At 43.6% G+C, this 18,986-nt stretch carries 16 protein-coding genes; 9 read left to right on the forward strand and 7 right to left on the reverse strand.

Going from position 1 to position 18,986, the window contains the following annotated elements; genetic code table 11:
* Window positions 1-50: 50 nt before the first annotated feature.
* Complete coding sequence (gene proS, locus VRU48_RS05795; protein ID WP_330106976.1) at window positions 51-1,523, reverse strand: proline--tRNA ligase; 1,473 nt, start codon at window positions 1,521-1,523, stop codon at window positions 51-53.
* Window positions 1,524-1,685: 162 nt separating this feature from the next.
* On the opposite strand from proS, the gene VRU48_RS05800 reads away from it, so the two are divergent.
* Together VRU48_RS05800 and VRU48_RS05805 are read left to right on the forward strand one after the other, a co-directional pair.
* Window positions 1,686-2,642 (forward strand): hypothetical protein, encoded by a 957-nt coding sequence (locus VRU48_RS05800; protein WP_330106977.1) that lies wholly within the window; start codon window positions 1,686-1,688, stop codon window positions 2,640-2,642.
* Window positions 2,643-2,670: 28 nt separating this feature from the next.
* A complete protein-coding gene (locus VRU48_RS05805) occupies window positions 2,671-4,194 on the forward strand; it encodes an OmpP1/FadL family transporter (RefSeq protein WP_330106978.1) in 1,524 nt (507 codons plus the stop codon).
* Window positions 4,195-4,293: 99 nt separating this feature from the next.
* On the opposite strand, the gene VRU48_RS05810 is transcribed toward VRU48_RS05805, so the two are convergent.
* On the reverse strand, window positions 4,294-6,129 hold the full coding sequence (locus VRU48_RS05810) for a UbiD family decarboxylase (RefSeq protein WP_330106979.1): 1,836 nt from the start codon (window positions 6,127-6,129) through the stop codon (window positions 4,294-4,296).
* Between the two features lie 120 nt (window positions 6,130-6,249).
* Window positions 6,250-6,729: a Dps family protein gene (locus VRU48_RS05815; RefSeq protein ID WP_330106980.1), complete on the reverse strand. Its 480-nt coding sequence runs from the start codon at window positions 6,727-6,729 to the stop codon at window positions 6,250-6,252.
* 174 nt (window positions 6,730-6,903) lie between these two features.
* On the opposite strand from VRU48_RS05815, the gene VRU48_RS05820 reads away from it, so the two are divergent.
* Window positions 6,904-8,253 carry a LysM peptidoglycan-binding domain-containing protein gene (locus VRU48_RS05820; RefSeq protein ID WP_330106981.1) on the forward strand — a complete coding sequence of 450 codons (1,350 nt, stop codon included), beginning with the start codon at window positions 6,904-6,906 and terminating at the stop codon, window positions 8,251-8,253.
* Window positions 8,243-8,878: a uridine kinase family protein gene (locus tag VRU48_RS05825; protein WP_330106982.1), complete on the forward strand. Its 636-nt coding sequence runs from the start codon at window positions 8,243-8,245 to the stop codon at window positions 8,876-8,878. The genes VRU48_RS05820 and VRU48_RS05825 overlap by 11 nt, the downstream gene beginning before the upstream one ends.
* A gap of 876 nt (window positions 8,879-9,754) precedes the next feature.
* Here VRU48_RS05825 and VRU48_RS05830 read toward each other — a convergent pair.
* From VRU48_RS05830 to VRU48_RS05845, 4 genes are all read right to left on the reverse strand, one after another.
* Window positions 9,755-10,414, reverse strand: a complete 660-nt coding sequence (locus VRU48_RS05830) for a CoA transferase subunit B (protein WP_330106983.1) — start codon at window positions 10,412-10,414, stop codon at window positions 9,755-9,757.
* A gap of 30 nt (window positions 10,415-10,444) precedes the next feature.
* The gene (locus tag VRU48_RS05835; protein WP_330106984.1) at window positions 10,445-11,146 is read right to left on the reverse strand and encodes a CoA transferase subunit A; all 702 of its coding nucleotides are present in this window, start codon (window positions 11,144-11,146) and stop codon (window positions 10,445-10,447) included.
* A gap of 168 nt (window positions 11,147-11,314) precedes the next feature.
* Window positions 11,315-13,684, reverse strand: a complete 2,370-nt coding sequence (locus tag VRU48_RS05840) for an endonuclease MutS2 (RefSeq protein WP_330106985.1) — start codon at window positions 13,682-13,684, stop codon at window positions 11,315-11,317.
* Window position 13,685: 1 nt separating this feature from the next.
* The gene (locus VRU48_RS05845; protein WP_330106986.1) at window positions 13,686-14,162 is read right to left on the reverse strand and encodes a DUF4296 domain-containing protein; all 477 of its coding nucleotides are present in this window, start codon (window positions 14,160-14,162) and stop codon (window positions 13,686-13,688) included.
* Between the two features lie 72 nt (window positions 14,163-14,234).
* Here VRU48_RS05845 and VRU48_RS05850 point away from each other — a divergent pair, with 72 nt between their 5' ends.
* The 5 genes from VRU48_RS05850 to VRU48_RS05870 all read left to right on the forward strand — a co-directional run bounded on the left by VRU48_RS05850 (window position 14,235) and on the right by VRU48_RS05870 (window position 18,842).
* A complete protein-coding gene (locus VRU48_RS05850) occupies window positions 14,235-14,924 on the forward strand; it encodes a YggS family pyridoxal phosphate-dependent enzyme (RefSeq protein ID WP_330106987.1) in 690 nt (229 codons plus the stop codon).
* A gap of 45 nt (window positions 14,925-14,969) precedes the next feature.
* On the forward strand, window positions 14,970-15,440 hold the full coding sequence (locus VRU48_RS05855; protein ID WP_330106988.1) for a GNAT family N-acetyltransferase: 471 nt from the start codon (window positions 14,970-14,972) through the stop codon (window positions 15,438-15,440).
* Window positions 15,441-15,448: 8 nt separating this feature from the next.
* Window positions 15,449-16,258, forward strand: coding sequence for a DUF3298 and DUF4163 domain-containing protein (locus tag VRU48_RS05860; RefSeq protein WP_330106989.1), 810 nt, complete (start codon window positions 15,449-15,451; stop codon window positions 16,256-16,258).
* Window positions 16,259-17,527, forward strand: a complete 1,269-nt coding sequence (locus VRU48_RS05865; protein WP_330106990.1) for an aspartate kinase — start codon at window positions 16,259-16,261, stop codon at window positions 17,525-17,527. It abuts the gene before it with no gap.
* 136 nt (window positions 17,528-17,663) lie between these two features.
* Window positions 17,664-18,842 carry a THUMP-like domain-containing protein gene (locus tag VRU48_RS05870; protein WP_330106991.1) on the forward strand — a complete coding sequence of 393 codons (1,179 nt, stop codon included), beginning with the start codon at window positions 17,664-17,666 and terminating at the stop codon, window positions 18,840-18,842.
* Window positions 18,843-18,986: the final 144 nt, after the last annotated feature.

Here is an 18,986-nt window from a genome sequence, read left to right on the forward strand (position 1 = left end):
CTATTCTCGTTTTGTTATCGCCATACGCTATACGCTTATCCCTATACGTTCTAGTAGGCTCTTGCAAACAATACCCTTTGGCTCGATGGCTTTCCGGTTAAGATACAAACACCTTCTTCCTGCTTATTGTTTAAAGGAATACACCTGATGGTGGCTTTGGTTTCTTCCTTAATCCGCTTTTCGGTTTCTGCCGTACCATCCCAATGCGCCGAAATAAAACCGGCCTTGGTATCTAATATGGTTTTGAACTCTTCGTAGGTGTTAACTTCGGTAACATGCTCAGACCTGAATTGCAGGGCTTTGTTGTAAATGTTCTGCTGGATTTCTTCCAACAATTGCGCAATATAAATATCCAAGCCTTCTTGTGGCACGGTAAATTTTTCCTTGGTATCTCTACGGGCCACTTCTACGGTGCCGTTTTCCATATCTCTTGCGCCGATGGCCAAACGTACCGGAACGCCTTTCAGTTCATATTCGGCAAATTTAAAGCCTGGTCTTTGGCTGTCGCGGTCGTCGTATTTTACCGAAATGCCCAATCCTTTGAGCTTTGGCAACAACTCGTCCACAAAAGTCGAGATTTTGGCCAGTTCTTCATTGCCCTTGTGGATAGGAACGATTACCACCTGGATTGGCGCCAGTTTTGGAGGCAATACCAAGCCAGAATCATCGCTATGCGACATGATCAGAGCGCCCATTAAACGGGTTGATACGCCCCAAGAAGTTGCCCAAACGTGATCGAGCTTGCCTTCTTTATTGGTAAATTTCACATCGAATGCCTTGGCAAAGTTTTGGCCCAAAAAGTGCGACGTACCGGCCTGCAAAGCTTTTCCATCTTGCATCAAGGCTTCAATGCAATAAGTATCTAAAGCGCCAGCAAAACGTTCTGTTGGTGTTTTTTTACCCCTAACTACCGGAACTGCCATCCAGTTTTCTGCAAAATCGGCATAAACATCCAGCATTTTTTCGGTTTCGGCAATGGCTTCTTCGGCAGTAGCATGTGCCGTATGGCCTTCTTGCCACAAGAACTCAGTGGTACGCAAGAACAAACGCGTCCTCATTTCCCAACGCACTACGTTTGCCCATTGGTTAATCAGCAAAGGCAAATCGCGGTAAGACTGGATCCATCCTTTATAGGTATTCCAGATAATGGTTTCGGAAGTTGGCCTAACGATCAGTTCTTCTTCCAGTTTGGCCTCTTCATCAACAATAATATTGCCGTTGCCATCGTTTTTTAAACGGTAGTGAGTTACTACGGCACACTCGGTAGCAAAGCCCTCCACGTGCGCAGCTTCTTTAGAAAAGTATGATTTGGGGATGAACAAGGGAAAATAAGCATTGCTGTGACCAGTTTCTTTAAATTTGTAGTCTAAAACCGACTGCATTTTCTCCCAGATCGAGTAACCATATGGCTTAATTACCATACAGCCCTTTACCGAAGAATGCTCTGCCAGGTCAGCTTTTATAACAATATCGTTATACCACTGCGAATAATCGTCGTTTTTGCTTGTAATGCCTTTGCTCATAACTATTTGGAACGTTTTTTGTGTTAAATTTCTTGTAAAGTTGTTTACAAAGCTATAAATTTATAGCTACAATTTTAATTGGGCTTACAAACAAAACACACATATCATGAAATGAGCCTCCGGCAAATTCCATGAAACAATCGATAATCTAAATACACACACATGAAACCTAACCAATTACTCACCAGTTTGCTCGGAGCAACAGCACTGCTAGTTGCTTCCTGTTCAACACCCAAATTGGCACAGAACAGTGCCATAGACGATGATGTGTACGGAACCGTGGCCAAAGCCAAAGAATACAAGCAGGCGGACCCGGTTCAATCGACTACACAGACCGATGTAGACAATTCGTCTTATACCAACAGCGATCCTTATTACGACATGGATTATGCTTCGCGTATAGACAGGTTCTATTATGGCAGCCCCTATAGAGGCTACTATGACCCTTACTACAATTATTATGGCTATAGCTCGTGGTACGGCTATGGTATGTATGGCCCTTACTTCGGTTTCTCCTTAGGTGCCAATTTCTACAATTACTACAACTGGTACAGCCCATATTCATACTATGGTTGGGGCAATCCTTACTACGGAAGCTGGTGGGGCCCTTACTCTTGGTACGGCAACCCTTATTATGGTGGTGGCTGGTACGGAGGTGGCGGTGGCTACTATGCAGGTCGTGGCACCTACAACCCGAATTATGGTTCTAGACCTTCGAGAGGTAGCGAAAACGGCGTAGGCCGTGCAGGCAGCAGAGGCAACTACTATGGCGGTGGCGCTTCATCAGGCGTTCCATCAAGAGCTAATAATGGCAATAATAATGGTGTAATTACCAGAAGTAGAGCCGAAATGTATAATCCGGCAACCAATGGTGGCACTTCTCGTCCGAACAGCACCAGCAGTTCTAACGACGGCAGACCAAGCAGAGGCGGTTCAACTTCCGATGCAAGGCCAACCAGAAGCGAAGCTCCATCTAGGCCAGCACCTGCACCTACCTATAACCCACCAGCCCAAAGTTCTCCTCCACCATCAAGTAGCGGTGGCGGCAGCCGAGGATCAAGCGGTAGTTCTGGCGGTGGTGGCGGCGGTGGCGGCAGACCAACCAGAGGCGGCAGGTAATCATCTATCTAAATTAGCTTAAACACAAATGAAAAAAATTCTAACACTGTTAGTAGTGGCTATAGTAGCCACTACCAGCAATACTTACGCGCAATATGCCAGCGACGCTTTGCGCTTCTCTCAAACCAATTATGGCAGTACCGCCCGATTTAAAGCCATGGGAAATGCCCAGATAGCCAACGGTGGCGATTTGAGCTCCTTGGGCGGCAACCCGGCCGGATTAGGTCTTTTTACCAAATCTGAATTCGGCTTTACGCCAGAATTTAACCAAAGCGGCATGAACGCCAGTTACCTCGGACAAAACGACGTAACCAACAAAAGCCAACTGAACATTAACCAAATTGGCGCTGTATTCTTCGCTCCTACTTACAAACAAAAGGGAGAAGACACCAAAAAAGGGCTGATTAGTGGCGTTTTTGGTATTGGCTACAACAGAACCAACGATTATGGCATGGAAGTAAATTATGCCGGTTCAAATGGCCGTAACTCGATCACCGATTATTTTGCCCAACTGGCTGGATCAACTGCGCCGAATAATTTGGCTCAAGGCAGTTTAGAAAGAATGGCTTATGACAATTACCTGATTAGCTTTGACAACGCCGCTGGCAATTATTTTTCGGAAACTTTTGTTGACCAAAGCAGAAACCAGTTCAATTTTCAACGCAAAAACGAAGTAAGGTCGGGTTCGGTTTCTGAATTCAATTTTTCTGCGGCCGCTAACATCTCCAACCAGTTTTATATTGGGGCGAGCATTGGCTTGATCGACTTGAGATACAACAGTGATGCACAGTTTGAAGAAAGCGGCAGTGCACGCGAATATGATGCATCGGGTAACCTAACCGGCAACAACATCAACTACAAGTTGTTGTTTAACCAAAGCCAGGTTACCAAAGGTTCTGGCGTAAACGGACGTGTAGGGGTAATTTTCAAACCCGTAGATGGCTTGCGCTTAGGAGCTACCATCCAAACGCCAACATGGTTTGTAATTGACGACAGCTATACCGAAGGCCTCGATAACAGAGGAACCATTAGAGGTACAACCGATAAGCAAACTTACGACTTCACCTACAATTTGCGTACGCCGTTAAAAGGCTCTTTTGGCGCAAGCTATGTGATTGCTGGTCAAGCCTTGATCTCGGCGGATATTGATTATGTAGATTATTCGAGCATCAGATTTTCGACCAACAACAACGGCAGCAGCAGCGATAGAAATATCATGATCGACAACAACAGCGATGTGAGAAGCAATTACAAAGGCGCAGTGAACTATAGAATTGGTGGCGAATACAAAGTGAACAACCTAAGCTTAAGAGCTGGTTACGGCGTAAATGGCTCTCCTTACAAAAACGATAGCGATAAAGTTTTCGACACCAAAATGTACAGCGGTGGCTTGGGTTATCGTGTAAGCAATTACTACGTAGATTTAACCTATCAACGCGTAGAAACCAACAACGATTTTACGCCTTACAATTTAGGCAATGGTGCAGAACCTGTTGCCCAGGTTAAAAACACCAAAAACAATGTTTTCTTAACTTTAGGCTTGAGATTCTAAGCATAAGACACTGTTTAAATAATAAAAATCCCGATTGTCAGTGGCAATCGGGATTTTTTTATGTTTTAGAATTTGTAATGGATTTGTTCGTTGGAAATTTTAGATGATTCCGTAAAGCGAAGCACCTTGCTGCCCTAGCCTGTCTACTCTTTTTTCGACTTCGGCATCTTTAATCAGCTCAGGTGCATGATGAGGCTTTTTGCGGGCATCGATAATTACCGGACCTGTACAGCCCCAATGCTTGTCGCGGGTAAAATCATTGACACCATCAATATCTGCTGCCGGATTGCTTCTGGTAAAAGCAACCCAAACCAGATTGTTTACGTTGGCGGCTGTAAATTGAGCATCATCGCAAAGTACGATCAAAGGCAAACCGCTTAAATCGACAGCCTGTAGACTTTTCTTCAGTCTAGCTATTTCTTGTTTGGCTTGCTGCGCATCCACATAAGAACCGACCTGCATCACCAAAACTCCCGGAATTGCAATTTGACTGGCAACAAATGGAGCTGGCAAATTCAAATTGGTTGGCAATACATTGGCAAGCGCTCTTTTTTTGTCGCCTGCCACGGCAAATACCACTTTCGATCCTGCGTTCAGGCCATCGCCAGAATAATCGAGTGTGTCAATCGTGGTATTGGTATAGAAATGCAGATCTCTGCTCGGGTCTATCCTTTCTAAAACATGATGCAAAAAGCCCGGAATATCGTTGGTACTTAGACTTTCATCATCTTCCCTAGCGACAATAAAGAGGTATTTGGCCAAACTCAATTGGTTTTTGCCCAAAATATGATTGGCAATGGTTAAAATCTCCTGTGGCTTGCGCTCTTTTAGATAAGGTGTATAACGTTCGCTTCCGATGGCAAACAACAAAGGATGTACACCAGCGGCATCAACCGCATTTACTTCTTTCAGGCCATGGATTTCCTGCGGAATGGCCGAACCGGCAATTTCATGGATCAGTGCACCAAAGCTCGTATCTTCCTGCGGGGGCCTGCCCACCACGGTAAACGACCAAATGGCATCTTTTTTATGGTAAACGTTGTGCACCTTCATTAAAGGGAAAGGATGCGTTAGGCTATAATAGCCCAAATGGTCGCCAAAAGGCCCTTCTGGCTTGTTTTCGTGTGGATACACCGTTCCGGTAATCACAAAATCCGCATCGGCCGAGATGCAAAAACCTTCTTCATCGTAAAAATACCTGAAACGCCTGTTGCCCAAAGCGCCTGCAAAAGTGAGTTCAGAAAGCTCTTCGGGCAAAGGCATTACCGCGGCAAGCGGATGCGACGGCGGTCCGCCTACAAAAATGCTTACCTTTAAAGGTTGCCCCTTGGCATTAGCTTTGGTTTGGTGTACGCCAATTCCCCTGTGGATTTGGTAATGCAAACCGATTTCCTTGTCCTGCACATAATCATTGCCCGCCAGCTGGATGCGATACATGCCCACATTGGCATTCATCACGCCGGGTTTATCGATATCTTCGGTAAAAACCTGTGGCATGGTAATAAACGGACCGCCATCCATAGGCCAGTTTACAATTTGAGGCAGGCTGCTGATGCTTGTTTTTTGGAACGTGCTTTTAAAAAGCGATTGCTTTAATGGCAAAGCCGACAATGCCGTTAAGGCCGAACCAGCGTATTTGAATGGGTTTTTTAAGGCCTTCATAGGATCAGAACGCAAGGCAACCAATTGCTCTACCTTGGGCAAACTGTCCCTAAACATGAATTTGGAGCGTTCTAAGGTACCAAACAGATTGGAAACGGCTTTGAAGGGACTTCCTTTTACATTTTCGAACAGCAAAGCTGGCCCCTGTTTCTCATAAACCCTTAAATGGATAGCCGCCATTTCAAGGTACGGATCAACTTCTTCTTTTATTCTTACCAGATGACCGTGTTTTTCAAGGTCGGCAATACATTCGGCTAAATTTCGATATCCCATTGTTACAAAAGTAAGGAATTAGTCTTTCAGTCCATAGCCGATAGTTTGACAGCCCATATACCCAACAACAAAAAATCCCCGCTTGGTTGAAACGGGGATTCTTGATCAAATAGCGACTGTTTATTTCTTGCCAGCGAAAGAACGCAGCATCCAGGTATTTTTTTCCTTGAACTGCATAAAGCGATTCACCATATCGTTTGAGCCATCGTCGCCTGCCTTATCGGTCGCATCGAGCAATTCTCTTTCCAATTCGATCAGCTTGGCCATATCGTCTAAAATGGCTTCCACCATAGCCATATCGTTCATGCCAATGGTATCGATTTCCTTGATTTGCGATTCTTTGATGTAATCGGCGAAACGGCTGTGCGGTGGCTTGCCCAAGGTGAGTACACGCTCGGCAATTTCGTCGATGGTGAGCTGCGCATTGGTATACAGTTCTTCGAACTTGATATGCAGCGTAAAAAAGTTTTGTCCTTTTACGTTCCAATGGCATCCCCTTAATTTTTGATAGTGGATATGATAGTTGGCCAGGTAATCGTTGAGCATGTCGACTACTGGTTTTACTTGTTTTTCGCTAAGGCTGATTTCTTTTGCATCCATGATAATTTCTATTTTGAAGGTTAATTTTTGTACTGATACAACAAAGCACTGCCGAAATGGTTTTCAAAAATAGTTTTTAGGGGCAATAGAAATGTCATCGTACCGTTTTTATAACATTCATCTACCTATAAGCATATTATTCGTATAATTGTGTTTCCAAATTGCTAAGATTTAATGTATAAGCTATATAAATTATTCATCGTTGCGCTGTTCCTTCAAGTATCTGTTGCCCACGCCAATACGGCTATCGATTCGATCGGTGTGGAGAATTACAAAGGAAAAAAACTGATCCTGCACAAAGTAGAAGCCAAAGAAACCTACTATTCTATTGCCCGCCGCTATAATGTTAACTATAAGGATATCATGTCTTTCAACGACAGCAAGTTCCTTCAGATCGGCGTAGTGGTCAAAGTGCCTACCGAAACCCCTTTTGCCACCGCAGCAACGCCTGTCATCGCCAGCAATACCGACAATGGCGCTTTAATTACCTACACCATTAAAGCCAAAGACAACCTGAATATGCTGGCCGAAAAATACGGCACGACGGTAAACGAAATTAAAAGGGTAAACGGACTAAGTTCGAACAACCTACAAATCGGACAGCAATTGAAGATACCTGCAAACGGTAATGCCCCAGTAGAAGAAACTCCGGCACCTGTTGCCCAGCCTACAAAAAGCGTGGCGAACAATACCGCCAATACAGAAAATACAGGCAATATTTCGCATACCATCAAAGCCAAGGAAAACCTGAACATGCTGGCCGAAAAATACGGCACTACGGTTGATGAAATCAAAAGGCTAAACGGTTTGACTTCAAGTAACCTGCAAATCGGACAGGTACTTCGAATTCCTTCGGCAAATGGCAATGCAGCACCAGCTGAGGCTCCTGTTGAGGCCCCAAAAGTGGCAGAAGCACCTCCTGTAAAGAGCAAACAGAAAAAAACAGAGGAAGCAGCAACTCCGCCAAGCCCTACTGTTAGTACCGATGGCGGATTTGAGCATACGGTAGTTGCTGGGGAAACCATTTACACCATTGCCAAAAAGTACAGCCTAACCACTTTTCAGCTTAAAACCTGGAACAATTTGGCTTCAAACGATCTGACTACCGGTCAGAAACTGATTATCAAGGGAGCCAAACCGGTGGCAGCGCTGGCCGATGATGACCAAGGCTCGGAAGCCAATCCGAATACACTCAAAGAGCCTTCGTTTAAAGGTTCGCCAAGCAAATTTGGCATCACGCAATACGAAGAAAAAGGTACGGCACTTTGGATTACCGACAACGATTTGGATCCTAGCAAAATGCTGGTATTGCACCGCACAGCCCCTATCGGCACCATCATCAAGGTTACCAACCCGATGAGCAACCGATCGGCCTTTGCCAAGGTTGTTGGTAAATTTACAGAGAATGAATCCACAAAAGATGTTATCATTGTAATGACAAAAGCAGTAGCAGATGCTGTTGGTGCTTTGGATAAGAGATTTTTTTGTAATATAAACTACGGCGCTCAAGATAATGAACAATAAAAGCCCATTGATCATCGGCATTGCAGGAGGTAGCGGCTCTGGCAAAACATTTTTTCTAAATAGCTTTCTTCATCATTTTAAAAACGATGAGGTAACGCTCCTTTCTCAAGACGACTATTATATTCCTGCCGGCGAAATGACCCAGGAGGAAAACAAACTCTACAACTTCGACCTGCCCTCTACTATTGATGACGAACAGTTTCTGATCGACATCAAAAAACTGATCAAGGGCGAAGTAGTTTATAAAAAGGAATACAATTTCAACAATCCACTGGCTGTAGTTAAGATTTTGGAAATCAACCCTGCGCCCATCATCATTGTGGAGGGACTTTTCATCCTGCATTTTAAGGAAATAGCCGATTTATTGAATCTGCGCATCTTTATCGAAGCTGATGAAGAGGTTGCCTTGAAACGTCGCATTAAGCGCGATGGCATGGAAAGAGGTTATCCTGAAGATGATGTACTTTATAAATGGAACAACCATGTGGTACCAGCATATAAAGAATTTCTATTGCCATACAGGGAAACCTGCAACAAGGTGGTGTCGAATAACTTTGATACGCCTGAAGACATCATTAGGGTTACCGAAGAAATTTCTGCAGAGCTGAAAGCGAAGTTTTGCTAACCAATTAAAGCATTAATGTTTTTTCTGGCTCAACCATTAAGAAAAGTATCTCTGTTTCTTTTTGGGTTCAACCATTAAGTAATTAAGGATAATAAGCTTTTTTGTGCGCCAATAACTAGACTATAGCTTTATTGTTAAGCTTGCTGGCATGCAAATAGTAAAACTTAATGCCTTAATGGTAAAATAAAACCACCAAAAATCTGTTAATCAGCGGCGAAACACTCCCCCATCGGGTTGGTGTTTTATATAGAGCCAACCATTAAGGAATTAAGGATAATAAGTCTTTTATAGCTCATCAATAGTTGAGGATATAGCTTCACCGATGAGCGTGCTACCACACAGCTAATAAAACTCAATCCTCTTAATTTCTTAATGGTAAATTGGTTTTGGTTCAACCATTAAGGAATTAAGGACAATAAGCTTTTTTGTGCGCCAATAATTAGACTATAGCTTTTTTGTTAAGCTTGCTGTCATGCTAACAACAAAACCCAATCCTCTTAATTTCTTAATGGTAAAAAATAAAGCGTTTCTATTTCCTTTTGGTCCAACCATTAAGGAATTAAGGACAATAAGCTTTTTTGTGCGCCAATAATTAGGCTATAGCTTTATTGTTAAGCTTGCTGCCACACAGCTAACAAAACTCAATTATCTTAATTTCTTAATGGTAAAAAAATAAAGCATCTCTATTTCTTTTTGGTTCAACCATTAAGGAATTAAGAACAATAAGCTTTTTTGTATACCAATAGTTTAGGTTATAGATTAACCTTTAAGCCTGTTGCCACGCAGCTAACAAAACTAAATCACCTTAATTTCTTAATGGTAAAACAAAACGGGTCAAAACAAAAAAAGTTGACAGCGAGCCAACTTTTTCATGTTTTAATCAATAACCATTTCTGGCACATCGTCGCTGGCAAAGAGTTTGCCCGCAGTAGCATTTCTGATAAAATCTACGCTTACACCAGGTGCACGTTCCAATAGTTTAAAGCCTCCTTCGGGCAATACGTCTAAAACAGCTAATTCAGTCACGATTTTTTTGATACATTTTACGCCGGTTAAGGGCAAGGTACAGGATGGCAATAGTTTGCTTTCTCCCGCCTTGTTTACGTGCTGCATGGCTACAATAATGTTTTTGGCCGAGGCCACCAAATCCATGGCACCACCCATTCCCTTCACCATCTTACCCGGAATTTTCCAATTGGCAATATCTCCATGCTCAGAAACTTCCATGGCGCCCAGAATTGTAAGGTCAATTTTTTGTGCCCTAATCATGCCAAAGCTCATGGCCGAATCAAAAATCGAAGAACCTGGCAAAGTGGTAATGGTCTGCTTGCCGGCATTGATCAAATCCGGATCTTCTTCTCCTTCAAAAGGAAATGGCCCCATACCCAACAAGCCATTTTCCGATTGCAACACCACATTGATGCCCTCTGGAATGTAATTGGCTACCAATGTAGGGATGCCAATACCCAAGTTTACGTAATAACCGTCTTTTATTTCTTTAGCGATTCTTTTCGCTATTCCGTTTTTATCTAACATTTCTTGCTGTTATCGCTTATTTACTACCACTTATGATTTGCTTCTCACTGTACGTTGCTCTATCCTTTTTTCATAGTCTTTGCCTTGAAAAATACGATGCACGTATACACCTGGTGTATGGATATGATCGGGATCTAGCGTACCTACTTCCACCAATTCTTCTACCTCGGCAATGGTAATTTTACCAGCCATGGCCATTACCGGATTAAAATTTCTGCTCGTCGAACGGAAAACCAGGTTGCCGGCCGTGTCGCCTTTCCAAGCCTTAACCAGAGCGAAATCGGCATCAAAAGCATATTCCATCAGGTAATCTTTGCCATTAAAGTTTCTCGTTTCTTTGCCTTCGGCCACTTCAGTGCCTACGCCTGCTGGTGTAAAAATAGCAGGCATGCCATAACCGGTAGCCATGCAACGCGTAGCCAAAGTGCCTTGCGGAATAAGTTCTACCTCCAGTTCACCACTGAGCAATTGTCTTTCGAATTCGGCATTTTCACCTACGTAGGAAGAAATCATTTTTTTAACCTGACGAGTCTGCAACATCAAGCCGATACCAAAATCGTCGACACCCGCATTGTTCGAAATACAAGTAAGGTTTTTGACACCCTTTTTTACCAAAGCCGAAATGCAGTTTTCGGGAATGCCACAAAGGCCGAAACCACCGAGCATTAAGGTTTGTCCGTCATTAATATCTTTGATCGCCTCATCTGGCCCAGATACAACTTTATTAATCATATAATCGTGTGTTTTGGGCTAAATTAGCAAGATATTACCCTCCTTCCAAATCATTTAAGCGATTTGAACTATGTAAGTTTTACACTAAGCATGGGCTAAAAATGGCTCAAACAGCAGGTCAAGCCACTTTAGTTTCGATTATTTTCGACAATAAATTAGATTAGCGATTTAACTTAAATATACATAGGTAATGCCATCACCACCCCTGTCGGCGTGCTCGTCTTCCAAGCGGGTTACTTCGGTGTATTTTTTCAGGTAATCGCGTATCAGTTTTCTTAAAATGCCGTCGCCTTTGCCATGGATCAGTTTAATGGACGGAAAACCGAGCATAATCGCCTTGTCGAGATAATTTTCTACTTCCTGCAAAGCTGTTTCACCACGCATGCCCCTCAAATCAAGTTCGGGTTTAAAATTGGTGATGGCTTCATTCATCCTCCCTGCATAAGAATTGCTCTGCACGGCTTTTTTGGCTTGTCGGTTGCTGATTTTCTGCACCTTGTTCCTTTTCACCACCGAACGCAGGTCGCCTAAAGCCAACACCAAATTGTCGCGGTTGATTTCCAAAACCTGTCCGTTGGTTTCGGTATTGATCAGTTGCACCCAATCGCCTACTTCTATGGCCGAATCATCGAAACTTACTACCGGTTTGCGTTCTTCCTTTACTTCGTTTTTGGCCAGGTTCTTTTTAAGGTTCTGCCTCAACTGTTGGGTTACCACCTTATCGGCTTTCTTCTCCTTAATCTCGGCAATGGTATTTTCTACCAGCTTATTGGCTTCCTTAATGATGTTCTGGGCCTCGAGTTTGGCCTCTTTAATCAGCACCTTTTTATTCTCTTCCAAAAACTGCTTCAACTTCTCGTTTTCGGCCACCAGATTTTTGGCTTTGTTTTGCTGATTAGCCAAAGCAACTTTGGCTTCGTGCACTTGTCTTTTTTCCTTTTCCAAATTAACCAAAAGACTGTCGATGCTGTTTTGGCTGGCTCCGGTTTTTTCCCTGGCCAATTGCAATACTTCGGGTTGCAAGCCGATGTTCTGCGCAATTTCGAAAGCATAAGAACTGCCTGGTTTGCCAATATCGAGCACATAAAGCGGTTTCATCTTGCTGTTGTCGAAAAGCATCGAGGCATTTTCCAAACCATCGGTATGGCCCGCAAAAAGCTTGAGGTTAGAATAGTGCGTGGTAATTACGCCCCTTACCTTCTTTTTATTGAGCACCTCTAAAACCGCCTCGGCCATTGGTCCGCCAAACTGTGGATCGGTCCCTGTACCAAACTCATCTATCAAAACCAGTGTTTTGGGCGAAGCATGGGCCACAAAGTAGCGCATTTTGGTTAAATGCGCACTGTAGGTACTCAAATCGGATTCGATGGACTGGTCATCGCCAATATCGGCAAAGACCTGATCAAAGATACCCATTTCGCTCCCTTCATCAACAGGCACCAACAAACCGCTTTGCAACATCAGCTGCAAAAGACCCACCGTTTTCATACAAACCGATTTGCCCCCGGCATTTGGCCCGGAAACCAAAACAATCCTCAAATTCTCATTGATGTGGATATTTAAGGGCACCACCGTTTTCTTTTCTGTAGCAAAAGAAAGTAGCAATAACGGATGACGGGCATTAACCAATCTTGTTTTCGGCTCTTTGAGCAACACCGGCATGGTGGCCTGTATATCGATGGCAAACAAAGCCTTTGCCCTGACAAAATCGAGCTTGGTTAAAAAGCCGTGGTACGACAGCAACAACGGCGTATATGGCCTCAGTTCGGTTGTTAAAGCAATCAAAATCCTCACAATTTCCCTACGTCGGTCAAATTCGAGGTCGCGCAGCTTGTTGTTGAGCGTAAAAACCTCTTCAGGCTCCAAGTAAACAGTTTGGCCACTGGCCGATTCGTCGTGGATAAAACCCTTGAGCTTGCGTTTGTTTTCGGCCAGTATCGGAATGCACATGCGTCCATCGCGAACGGTTAAACTGCCGTCGGCCACCCAATTTTGCGCAATCGCGTTTTTATAGATGGCATCCATCTTTTTACGCACTTCCTGCTCGCCCTTGGCTATGGCGGCCGTAATATCCTGCAATTCGGACGAAGCATTGGGCTTCATCTTGCCTTTGGCATCCAAAACGCTTTCTATTTTTTTAAGGATGTTCTTTTCAATCGGCAAGTGTTCAAAAAGCGCTTCCAAATTCGGATAAACCGTGGCGCGTTCTTCAAAAAAACGCAAAACCGAAAATACGGTCTGCAGGGAAGCATAAATCTGGAAGAGTTCCTCCTCTACCAGATAGGTTCCTTCTACTTTTATTTTATCGGCCAGTACCTTAATATCAAAAAAAGTGCTGATCTGCAAGGGCTCTTGGTTTTCCAAGATGCTTTTGAATTCGTGTGTTTGGCGCAGAAACTTGTTGATCTGGTCGTGTTTGGTTATGACCTGCATTTTGCTCACCAAGGCCTGGCCCATGGTACTTAGGCAATGCTGGTGCACCATTTGCCTCACTTCGTTAAAACCTAATCTCTCTTGGCAATTATCTGGATATAGCATATTACTTTTTGGGTGTAGAAGCACTTTGAGGTACATCAACCGGCATCTTAACCGGCTGCATTTCCTGGACTTGGCCTACAGAATCCTTTGCCGATTTTGTTCCCGATTTTGCCGGTTTTACCGTATCGGTTATTTTCTGCAGGGCTTTCAGTTGCTTCTCTTTTGTTTTATTGAGTTGCGTGGTAACGTTATCGTATATTTTTTTGAGGATATCAGGGTGCTGGTAGTAATAGTCCATGCTTTGGTTGTAAAGGGCAGAATCAATCTGGAACTTCTTATAAATACCCTTGTAAAAAGCCGAAGCTATCTTTTTGGTGCTATCAGCGCCTGGCGACATGGTACTGATGTAGCCATCTACCACATGGATGTCGAACAGTACCTTTTCCATTTTATCGGGCTGGATAATCTCTTTGGGGATACCTGGCTTGCAGGCATATAGCCCCGAGCACACCAATAAAACGGCAAAAAATCTTTTCATTATTGACAAAACCTTTCTAATTTCTTAGCCAAATTGCGCTAAGGTTGTTAATTTTACCAAAAATACTGATAAATGAGCATTGCCGATAAAATATTAAAATATAAAAGTGAGATAGAAAGCGATGGCGTGAAGCTGGTTGCCGTTTCTAAAAACCATCCTGCCGAAGCAGTGCAAGAAGCCTATGCTGCCGGACAGCGTGTTTTTGGCGAAAACCTGGTACAGGAAATGGTTGATAAACAGGCCCAACTGCCACAAGACATCGAATGGCATCTGATTGGCCACCTGCAAAGCAACAAGGTTAAATACATCGCTCCTTTTGTAAAGCTTATCGAATCGGTTGACAGCTTAAAATTATTAAAGGAAATAGACAAGCAAGCGGCCAAGAACAATCGTGTAATCGACTGTTTGTTACAAATTTACATTGCCGATGAAGACACCAAATTTGGCTTGCAGTTTGACGAAGCGGTTGAACTTTTGCGTTCGGAAGAATTTGCTGAACTGAAGCACATAAGGATTGTTGGCCTGATGGGCATTGCCACCAACAACGCTACCGAAAAACAGACACAAGTGGAATTTAACGAACTGAAGGTGCTTTTCGACGGCTTTAAACTGAGCTTTTTTAGAAAAGCCGATTACTTCAAGGAAATTTCGATGGGCATGTCGGCCGATTATAAACTGGCCATTGAAGAAGGCAGCACCATGGTTCGGATTGGTAGCAATATATTTGGCAAAAGGGTAATCAAGCACTGGAAAGCCGAATAATACATTCCTATTGCCCCTATCTTAAACCATTAAAAAAACACCTCCATGAACATCCATATCAGAACTGCCGTAAAAGAAGACTGCCCGCGTTTGCTCGAATTGATCAACGAATTGGCGGTTTACGAAAAAGCACCGGAAGAAGTAACCGTAACCCTCGACGAGTTTGTTGATGCTGGTTTTGGCCAAAAACCGGTTTGGAAAGCCTTTGTAGCCGAAGAGCACGGAACCATTATCGGCTTTGCTTTGTTCTACACCAGATACTCAACTTGGAAAGGCTGTCGTTTATACTTGGAAGATTTTATTGTAACCGAAGCCTACAGAGGCAAAGGCGTTGGCAAGATTTTGTTCGAAAAAGTAATAGAAGAAGCCAAAACCAACAACTATAACGGCATGACCTGGCAGGTGCTCGACTGGAACGAACCAGCCATCAACTTTTACAATAAATACGAAGCCCGCCTGGAAGACGAATGGCTCAATGCTTCGTTTTCAAAAGAACAGTTGCACCACTTTAACTAGAAACAAACATGAAAAAACTAGGATTCTTACTCGTTGCCGTGATGGCGATCTCTTCTTGCCAAAACAAGCCTGAAAAATCGGGCGAAAGTGCCGCTGCTCCTGCCGATACCTTGGCCTATGCCTACGATTCGGTAAAAGTGCTGAGCAAAAACCTGGTTAAACCTGGCAAAAACGAATATGCCGACACTGCCAACGCCGTCATCAAGTTTCCTACGTTTAAAAACGACAGCCTGAACAACTACATCAAAAGACAGGTTTTCGATTACATTGCCAAAGAAGAAAAAGTAACTTCGTACCTCGATATAGCCAGCAGTTTTATCAAAGGCTACGACGATTTTTATAAAGAAGAGCCCAACACCGGTCAGTGGTGGTATTTGCTCATCGATATCAAAGTATTGCGCCAAACCAGCAACTACATTGCGCTAGAGCATACCCATGCCGATTATACGGGCGGTGCACACGGCAACACCATGGTTTCGTACATCAACTACAATCCCAAAACCAATTTGCCCGTGGTGTTAGACAGCCTTATCCAACCCGGCAAAATGGCCGATTTGCTTAAAGTGGCCGAAACCATTTTCAGGAAAGACAAAAAATTAAGTCCAACAGAAACGCTGGAGGGCAAATTCTATTTCAACAAGGGCATTTTTAATCTGCCCCAAAATTTTTATGTAAGCGATAAAGGCCTGGTATTTTTATACAATGCCTACGAAATTGATGCCTACGCAGCCGGAAGAACAATACTGACCATTCCTTTTGCGCAGCTGCAGCAAATAGCCAAACCAAATTCGCTTCTCACCTCTACCCCAACTCATTAAATGCAGGTATTCAAATTCGGTGGCGCTTCTGTAAAAGATGCAGCAGGCGTTAAAAATCTAGCCCAAATCGTCCAAAATCACGCTAAAGACAAAGAATTGCTCATCGTGGTTTCGGCCATGGGCAAAATAACCAACAAACTCGAGGAGCTTACTTGGGCTTTTGTAAGAGGCGATGAAAATACGCATCAGCTTTTTGAAGACATCAAGGCCTTTCACTTCAACATCATCAACGAACTGTTCGAAGACCACAAAAATCCGGTTTACAACGACGTAGCCAATACTTTTGTAGAAATTGAATGGCTTTTGGAAGAAGAAGCCAGTGATAGTCCAGATTACCTGTACGACCAGATTGTGTCGATTGGCGAACTGGTATCGACCAGAATCGTAGCGGCTTATTTAAACCAAGTGGGCTGTTTCAGCATCTGGACCGATGCCCGTGGCTATATCAAAACCGATAATACCTACCGCGAAGCCAACGTGCTTTGGGATAAAACTGAACAGGAGATCCAAAAACATCTACCCAGCTTTTTAGAACAAGGCATTGTGGTTACACAGGGCTTTATTGGGGGCACCAGCGAAAACTTTACCAGCACTTTAGGCCGAGAAGGCTCAGATTATTCGGCCGCCATTTTTTGCGCCTGTTTAAACGCCGAATCGATGACGATATGGAAAGACGTACCCGGTGTGTTGAACGCCGATCCCAAATGGTTCGACGAAACGGAGAAAATAGCGCAGCTTTCTTACCACGATGCCATCGAGCTCACCTATTATGGTGCCACGGTAATCCACCCGAAAACGATCAAACCTATCCAAAACAAGGGCATTCCGTTGTATGTGCGTTCGTTTATCCAACCAGAAGCCGAAGGAACCGCCATTACCACCACGCAAACACCATTGCCTATCCCCTCGTTTATTTTTAAGGTAAACCAGGTACTGATTTCGATTTTCCCGAAAGATTTTTCTTTCATTATTGAAGAGAACCTGAGCCATATTTTCGACGTATTGCACCGCAACCGGGTCAAAGTAAATACCATGCTCAACTCGGCCATCAGTTTTTCGGTAAGCGTTGACAACGATGAGCAAAAAATCAAACAACTCATTGCCGATTTATCGGAGAGCTTTAAAGTAAAATACAACAGTGGCCTCGAACTGGTCACCATTCGCTATTACAACCAGCAAACCATCGATCGCGTTACCGTTAACAAAGACGTATTGCTGGAAGTAAAAAGTCGCCATACCTGCCAAATGGTCATGAAGGATAAGGCTTGAGGGAAGGCTGAAGGTGGAAGGTAGAAGGTGGAAGGTGGAAGGTAAAAGACCAAAGACTAAAGACCAAAGTTTAGAGTCGGGAAGTTAAAAACGCTAGTCGCAAATCGCTATACGCCATACGCATTACGCAAATCGAATGAACAAACATATTTTAAATAGCGAAGTTCAGGCCTACATCAGCAACAACCTTCAAGCCGATGTAAGTAAAATTGCGTTGTTAAAATCGCCTTTTGGCGAAGTAAGTTCGGCAGCATTGGCGGGACAGATAGCGGCGAAAAAAAAATCGGTACACAAACTGCCAAGCTGGTATGCACAAGAGGGAATTTATTATCCGCCGCTGCTATCAATTGAGCAATGTTCTTCCGAAACTACGGCGCGATACAAATCCCAATTGGCTCAAGGCCATTCGCTGTTAGACCTTACCGCCGGTTTTGGTGTCGACAGTTTCTTTTTTGCACAAAAAATAGCCCAAGTTTATAGTTGCGAAATCAATCCAGAACTTTCGGCCATCAGTGCGCATAATGCACAATTGTTAGGTGCCAACAACATTGAATGTATGGCTGTCGATGGCATTGAGTTCCTCAAAAACACCAATCAGCAGGTTGATACCATTTACCTTGATCCGGCCCGACGCCACCAAAGCAATAAGGTATTCAAGCTCAAAGACTGCACACCCGATGTAACTCAACATCTAGACTTTTTGCTAACCAAAGCCCAACGCGTAATTATTAAAACCGCTCCCCTGCTCGACATTACTGCGGGGCTTGCCGAACTGAAAAACGTGAGCGAAATCCATATTGTAAGCGTAAAAAACGAATGCAAGGAGTTGCTTTGGGTGATAGATCGAGATTTTAAGGCCGATCCGCAAGTAATTTGCGCCACCTTAAACGACGAGCAAAAAATCTTCGCCTTTCAACTCAACGAGCTCCATAAACCTATCGCTGTTGCCAGCCATCAGCCACCAATTTATCTTTACGAACCAGATGTAGCCCTGCTCAAAAGCGGCGCCTTTAACCTAATTGGTGCACGTTTTGGTTTGCATAAATTGCATCAACACAGCCAACTTTACCGCAGTGACCGATTTTTAGCCGAATTTCCTGGGCGCATCTTCCAAATCGAAACCTGGCTCACTTTAAACGAACTGAAAAAAGAAAGGGAACTAAGCGGCAATGTGATTGTAAGAAACTTCCCCGAAAAACCCGAAAACCTGGTGAAGAAGTACAAAATCAAATCCAGCCACGACCATTTTATCATTTTCACACAAACCAACGAAGGCAACTGGGCCATTAAAGCCAAGATTTTGCAACATTATTAAATTAGTTATTAGCTGATTTGAGGCTTGGCTAAATGAATATGGATTGAGCAGTTCAATCTTTTTGTCATTCCCAATCCATGAGGAATCCTAACCTTCCTCTATCTGCCCCCTCTACCTTCCTACCTTTTACCTTCCTACCTTCTA

Origin of the sequence: Pedobacter albus, assembly GCF_036324255.1 — a bacterium.
In the GTDB taxonomy this organism is placed as follows: domain Bacteria; phylum Bacteroidota; class Bacteroidia; order Sphingobacteriales; family Sphingobacteriaceae; genus Pedobacter; species Pedobacter albus.

Coding starts and splice junctions, on each gene's coding strand:
- proS (WP_330106976.1), bottom strand. CDS start 1,523: ATGAGCAAAGGCATTACAAGCAAAAACGACGATTATTCGCAGTGGTAT.
- VRU48_RS05800 (WP_330106977.1), top strand. CDS start 1,686: ATGAAACCTAACCAATTACTCACCAGTTTGCTCGGAGCAACAGCACTG.
- VRU48_RS05805 (WP_330106978.1), top strand. CDS start 2,671: ATGAAAAAAATTCTAACACTGTTAGTAGTGGCTATAGTAGCCACTACC.
- VRU48_RS05810 (WP_330106979.1), bottom strand. CDS start 6,129: ATGGGATATCGAAATTTAGCCGAATGTATTGCCGACCTTGAAAAACAC.
- VRU48_RS05815 (WP_330106980.1), bottom strand. CDS start 6,729: ATGGATGCAAAAGAAATCAGCCTTAGCGAAAAACAAGTAAAACCAGTA.
- VRU48_RS05820 (WP_330106981.1), top strand. CDS start 6,904: ATGTATAAGCTATATAAATTATTCATCGTTGCGCTGTTCCTTCAAGTA.
- VRU48_RS05825 (WP_330106982.1), top strand. CDS start 8,243: ATGAACAATAAAAGCCCATTGATCATCGGCATTGCAGGAGGTAGCGGC.
- VRU48_RS05830 (WP_330106983.1), bottom strand. CDS start 10,414: ATGTTAGATAAAAACGGAATAGCGAAAAGAATCGCTAAAGAAATAAAA.
- VRU48_RS05835 (WP_330106984.1), bottom strand. CDS start 11,146: ATGATTAATAAAGTTGTATCTGGGCCAGATGAGGCGATCAAAGATATT.
- VRU48_RS05840 (WP_330106985.1), bottom strand. CDS start 13,684: ATGCTATATCCAGATAATTGCCAAGAGAGATTAGGTTTTAACGAAGTG.
- VRU48_RS05845 (WP_330106986.1), bottom strand. CDS start 14,162: ATGAAAAGATTTTTTGCCGTTTTATTGGTGTGCTCGGGGCTATATGCC.
- VRU48_RS05850 (WP_330106987.1), top strand. CDS start 14,235: ATGAGCATTGCCGATAAAATATTAAAATATAAAAGTGAGATAGAAAGC.
- VRU48_RS05855 (WP_330106988.1), top strand. CDS start 14,970: ATGAACATCCATATCAGAACTGCCGTAAAAGAAGACTGCCCGCGTTTG.
- VRU48_RS05860 (WP_330106989.1), top strand. CDS start 15,449: ATGAAAAAACTAGGATTCTTACTCGTTGCCGTGATGGCGATCTCTTCT.
- VRU48_RS05865 (WP_330106990.1), top strand. CDS start 16,259: ATGCAGGTATTCAAATTCGGTGGCGCTTCTGTAAAAGATGCAGCAGGC.
- VRU48_RS05870 (WP_330106991.1), top strand. CDS start 17,664: ATGAACAAACATATTTTAAATAGCGAAGTTCAGGCCTACATCAGCAAC.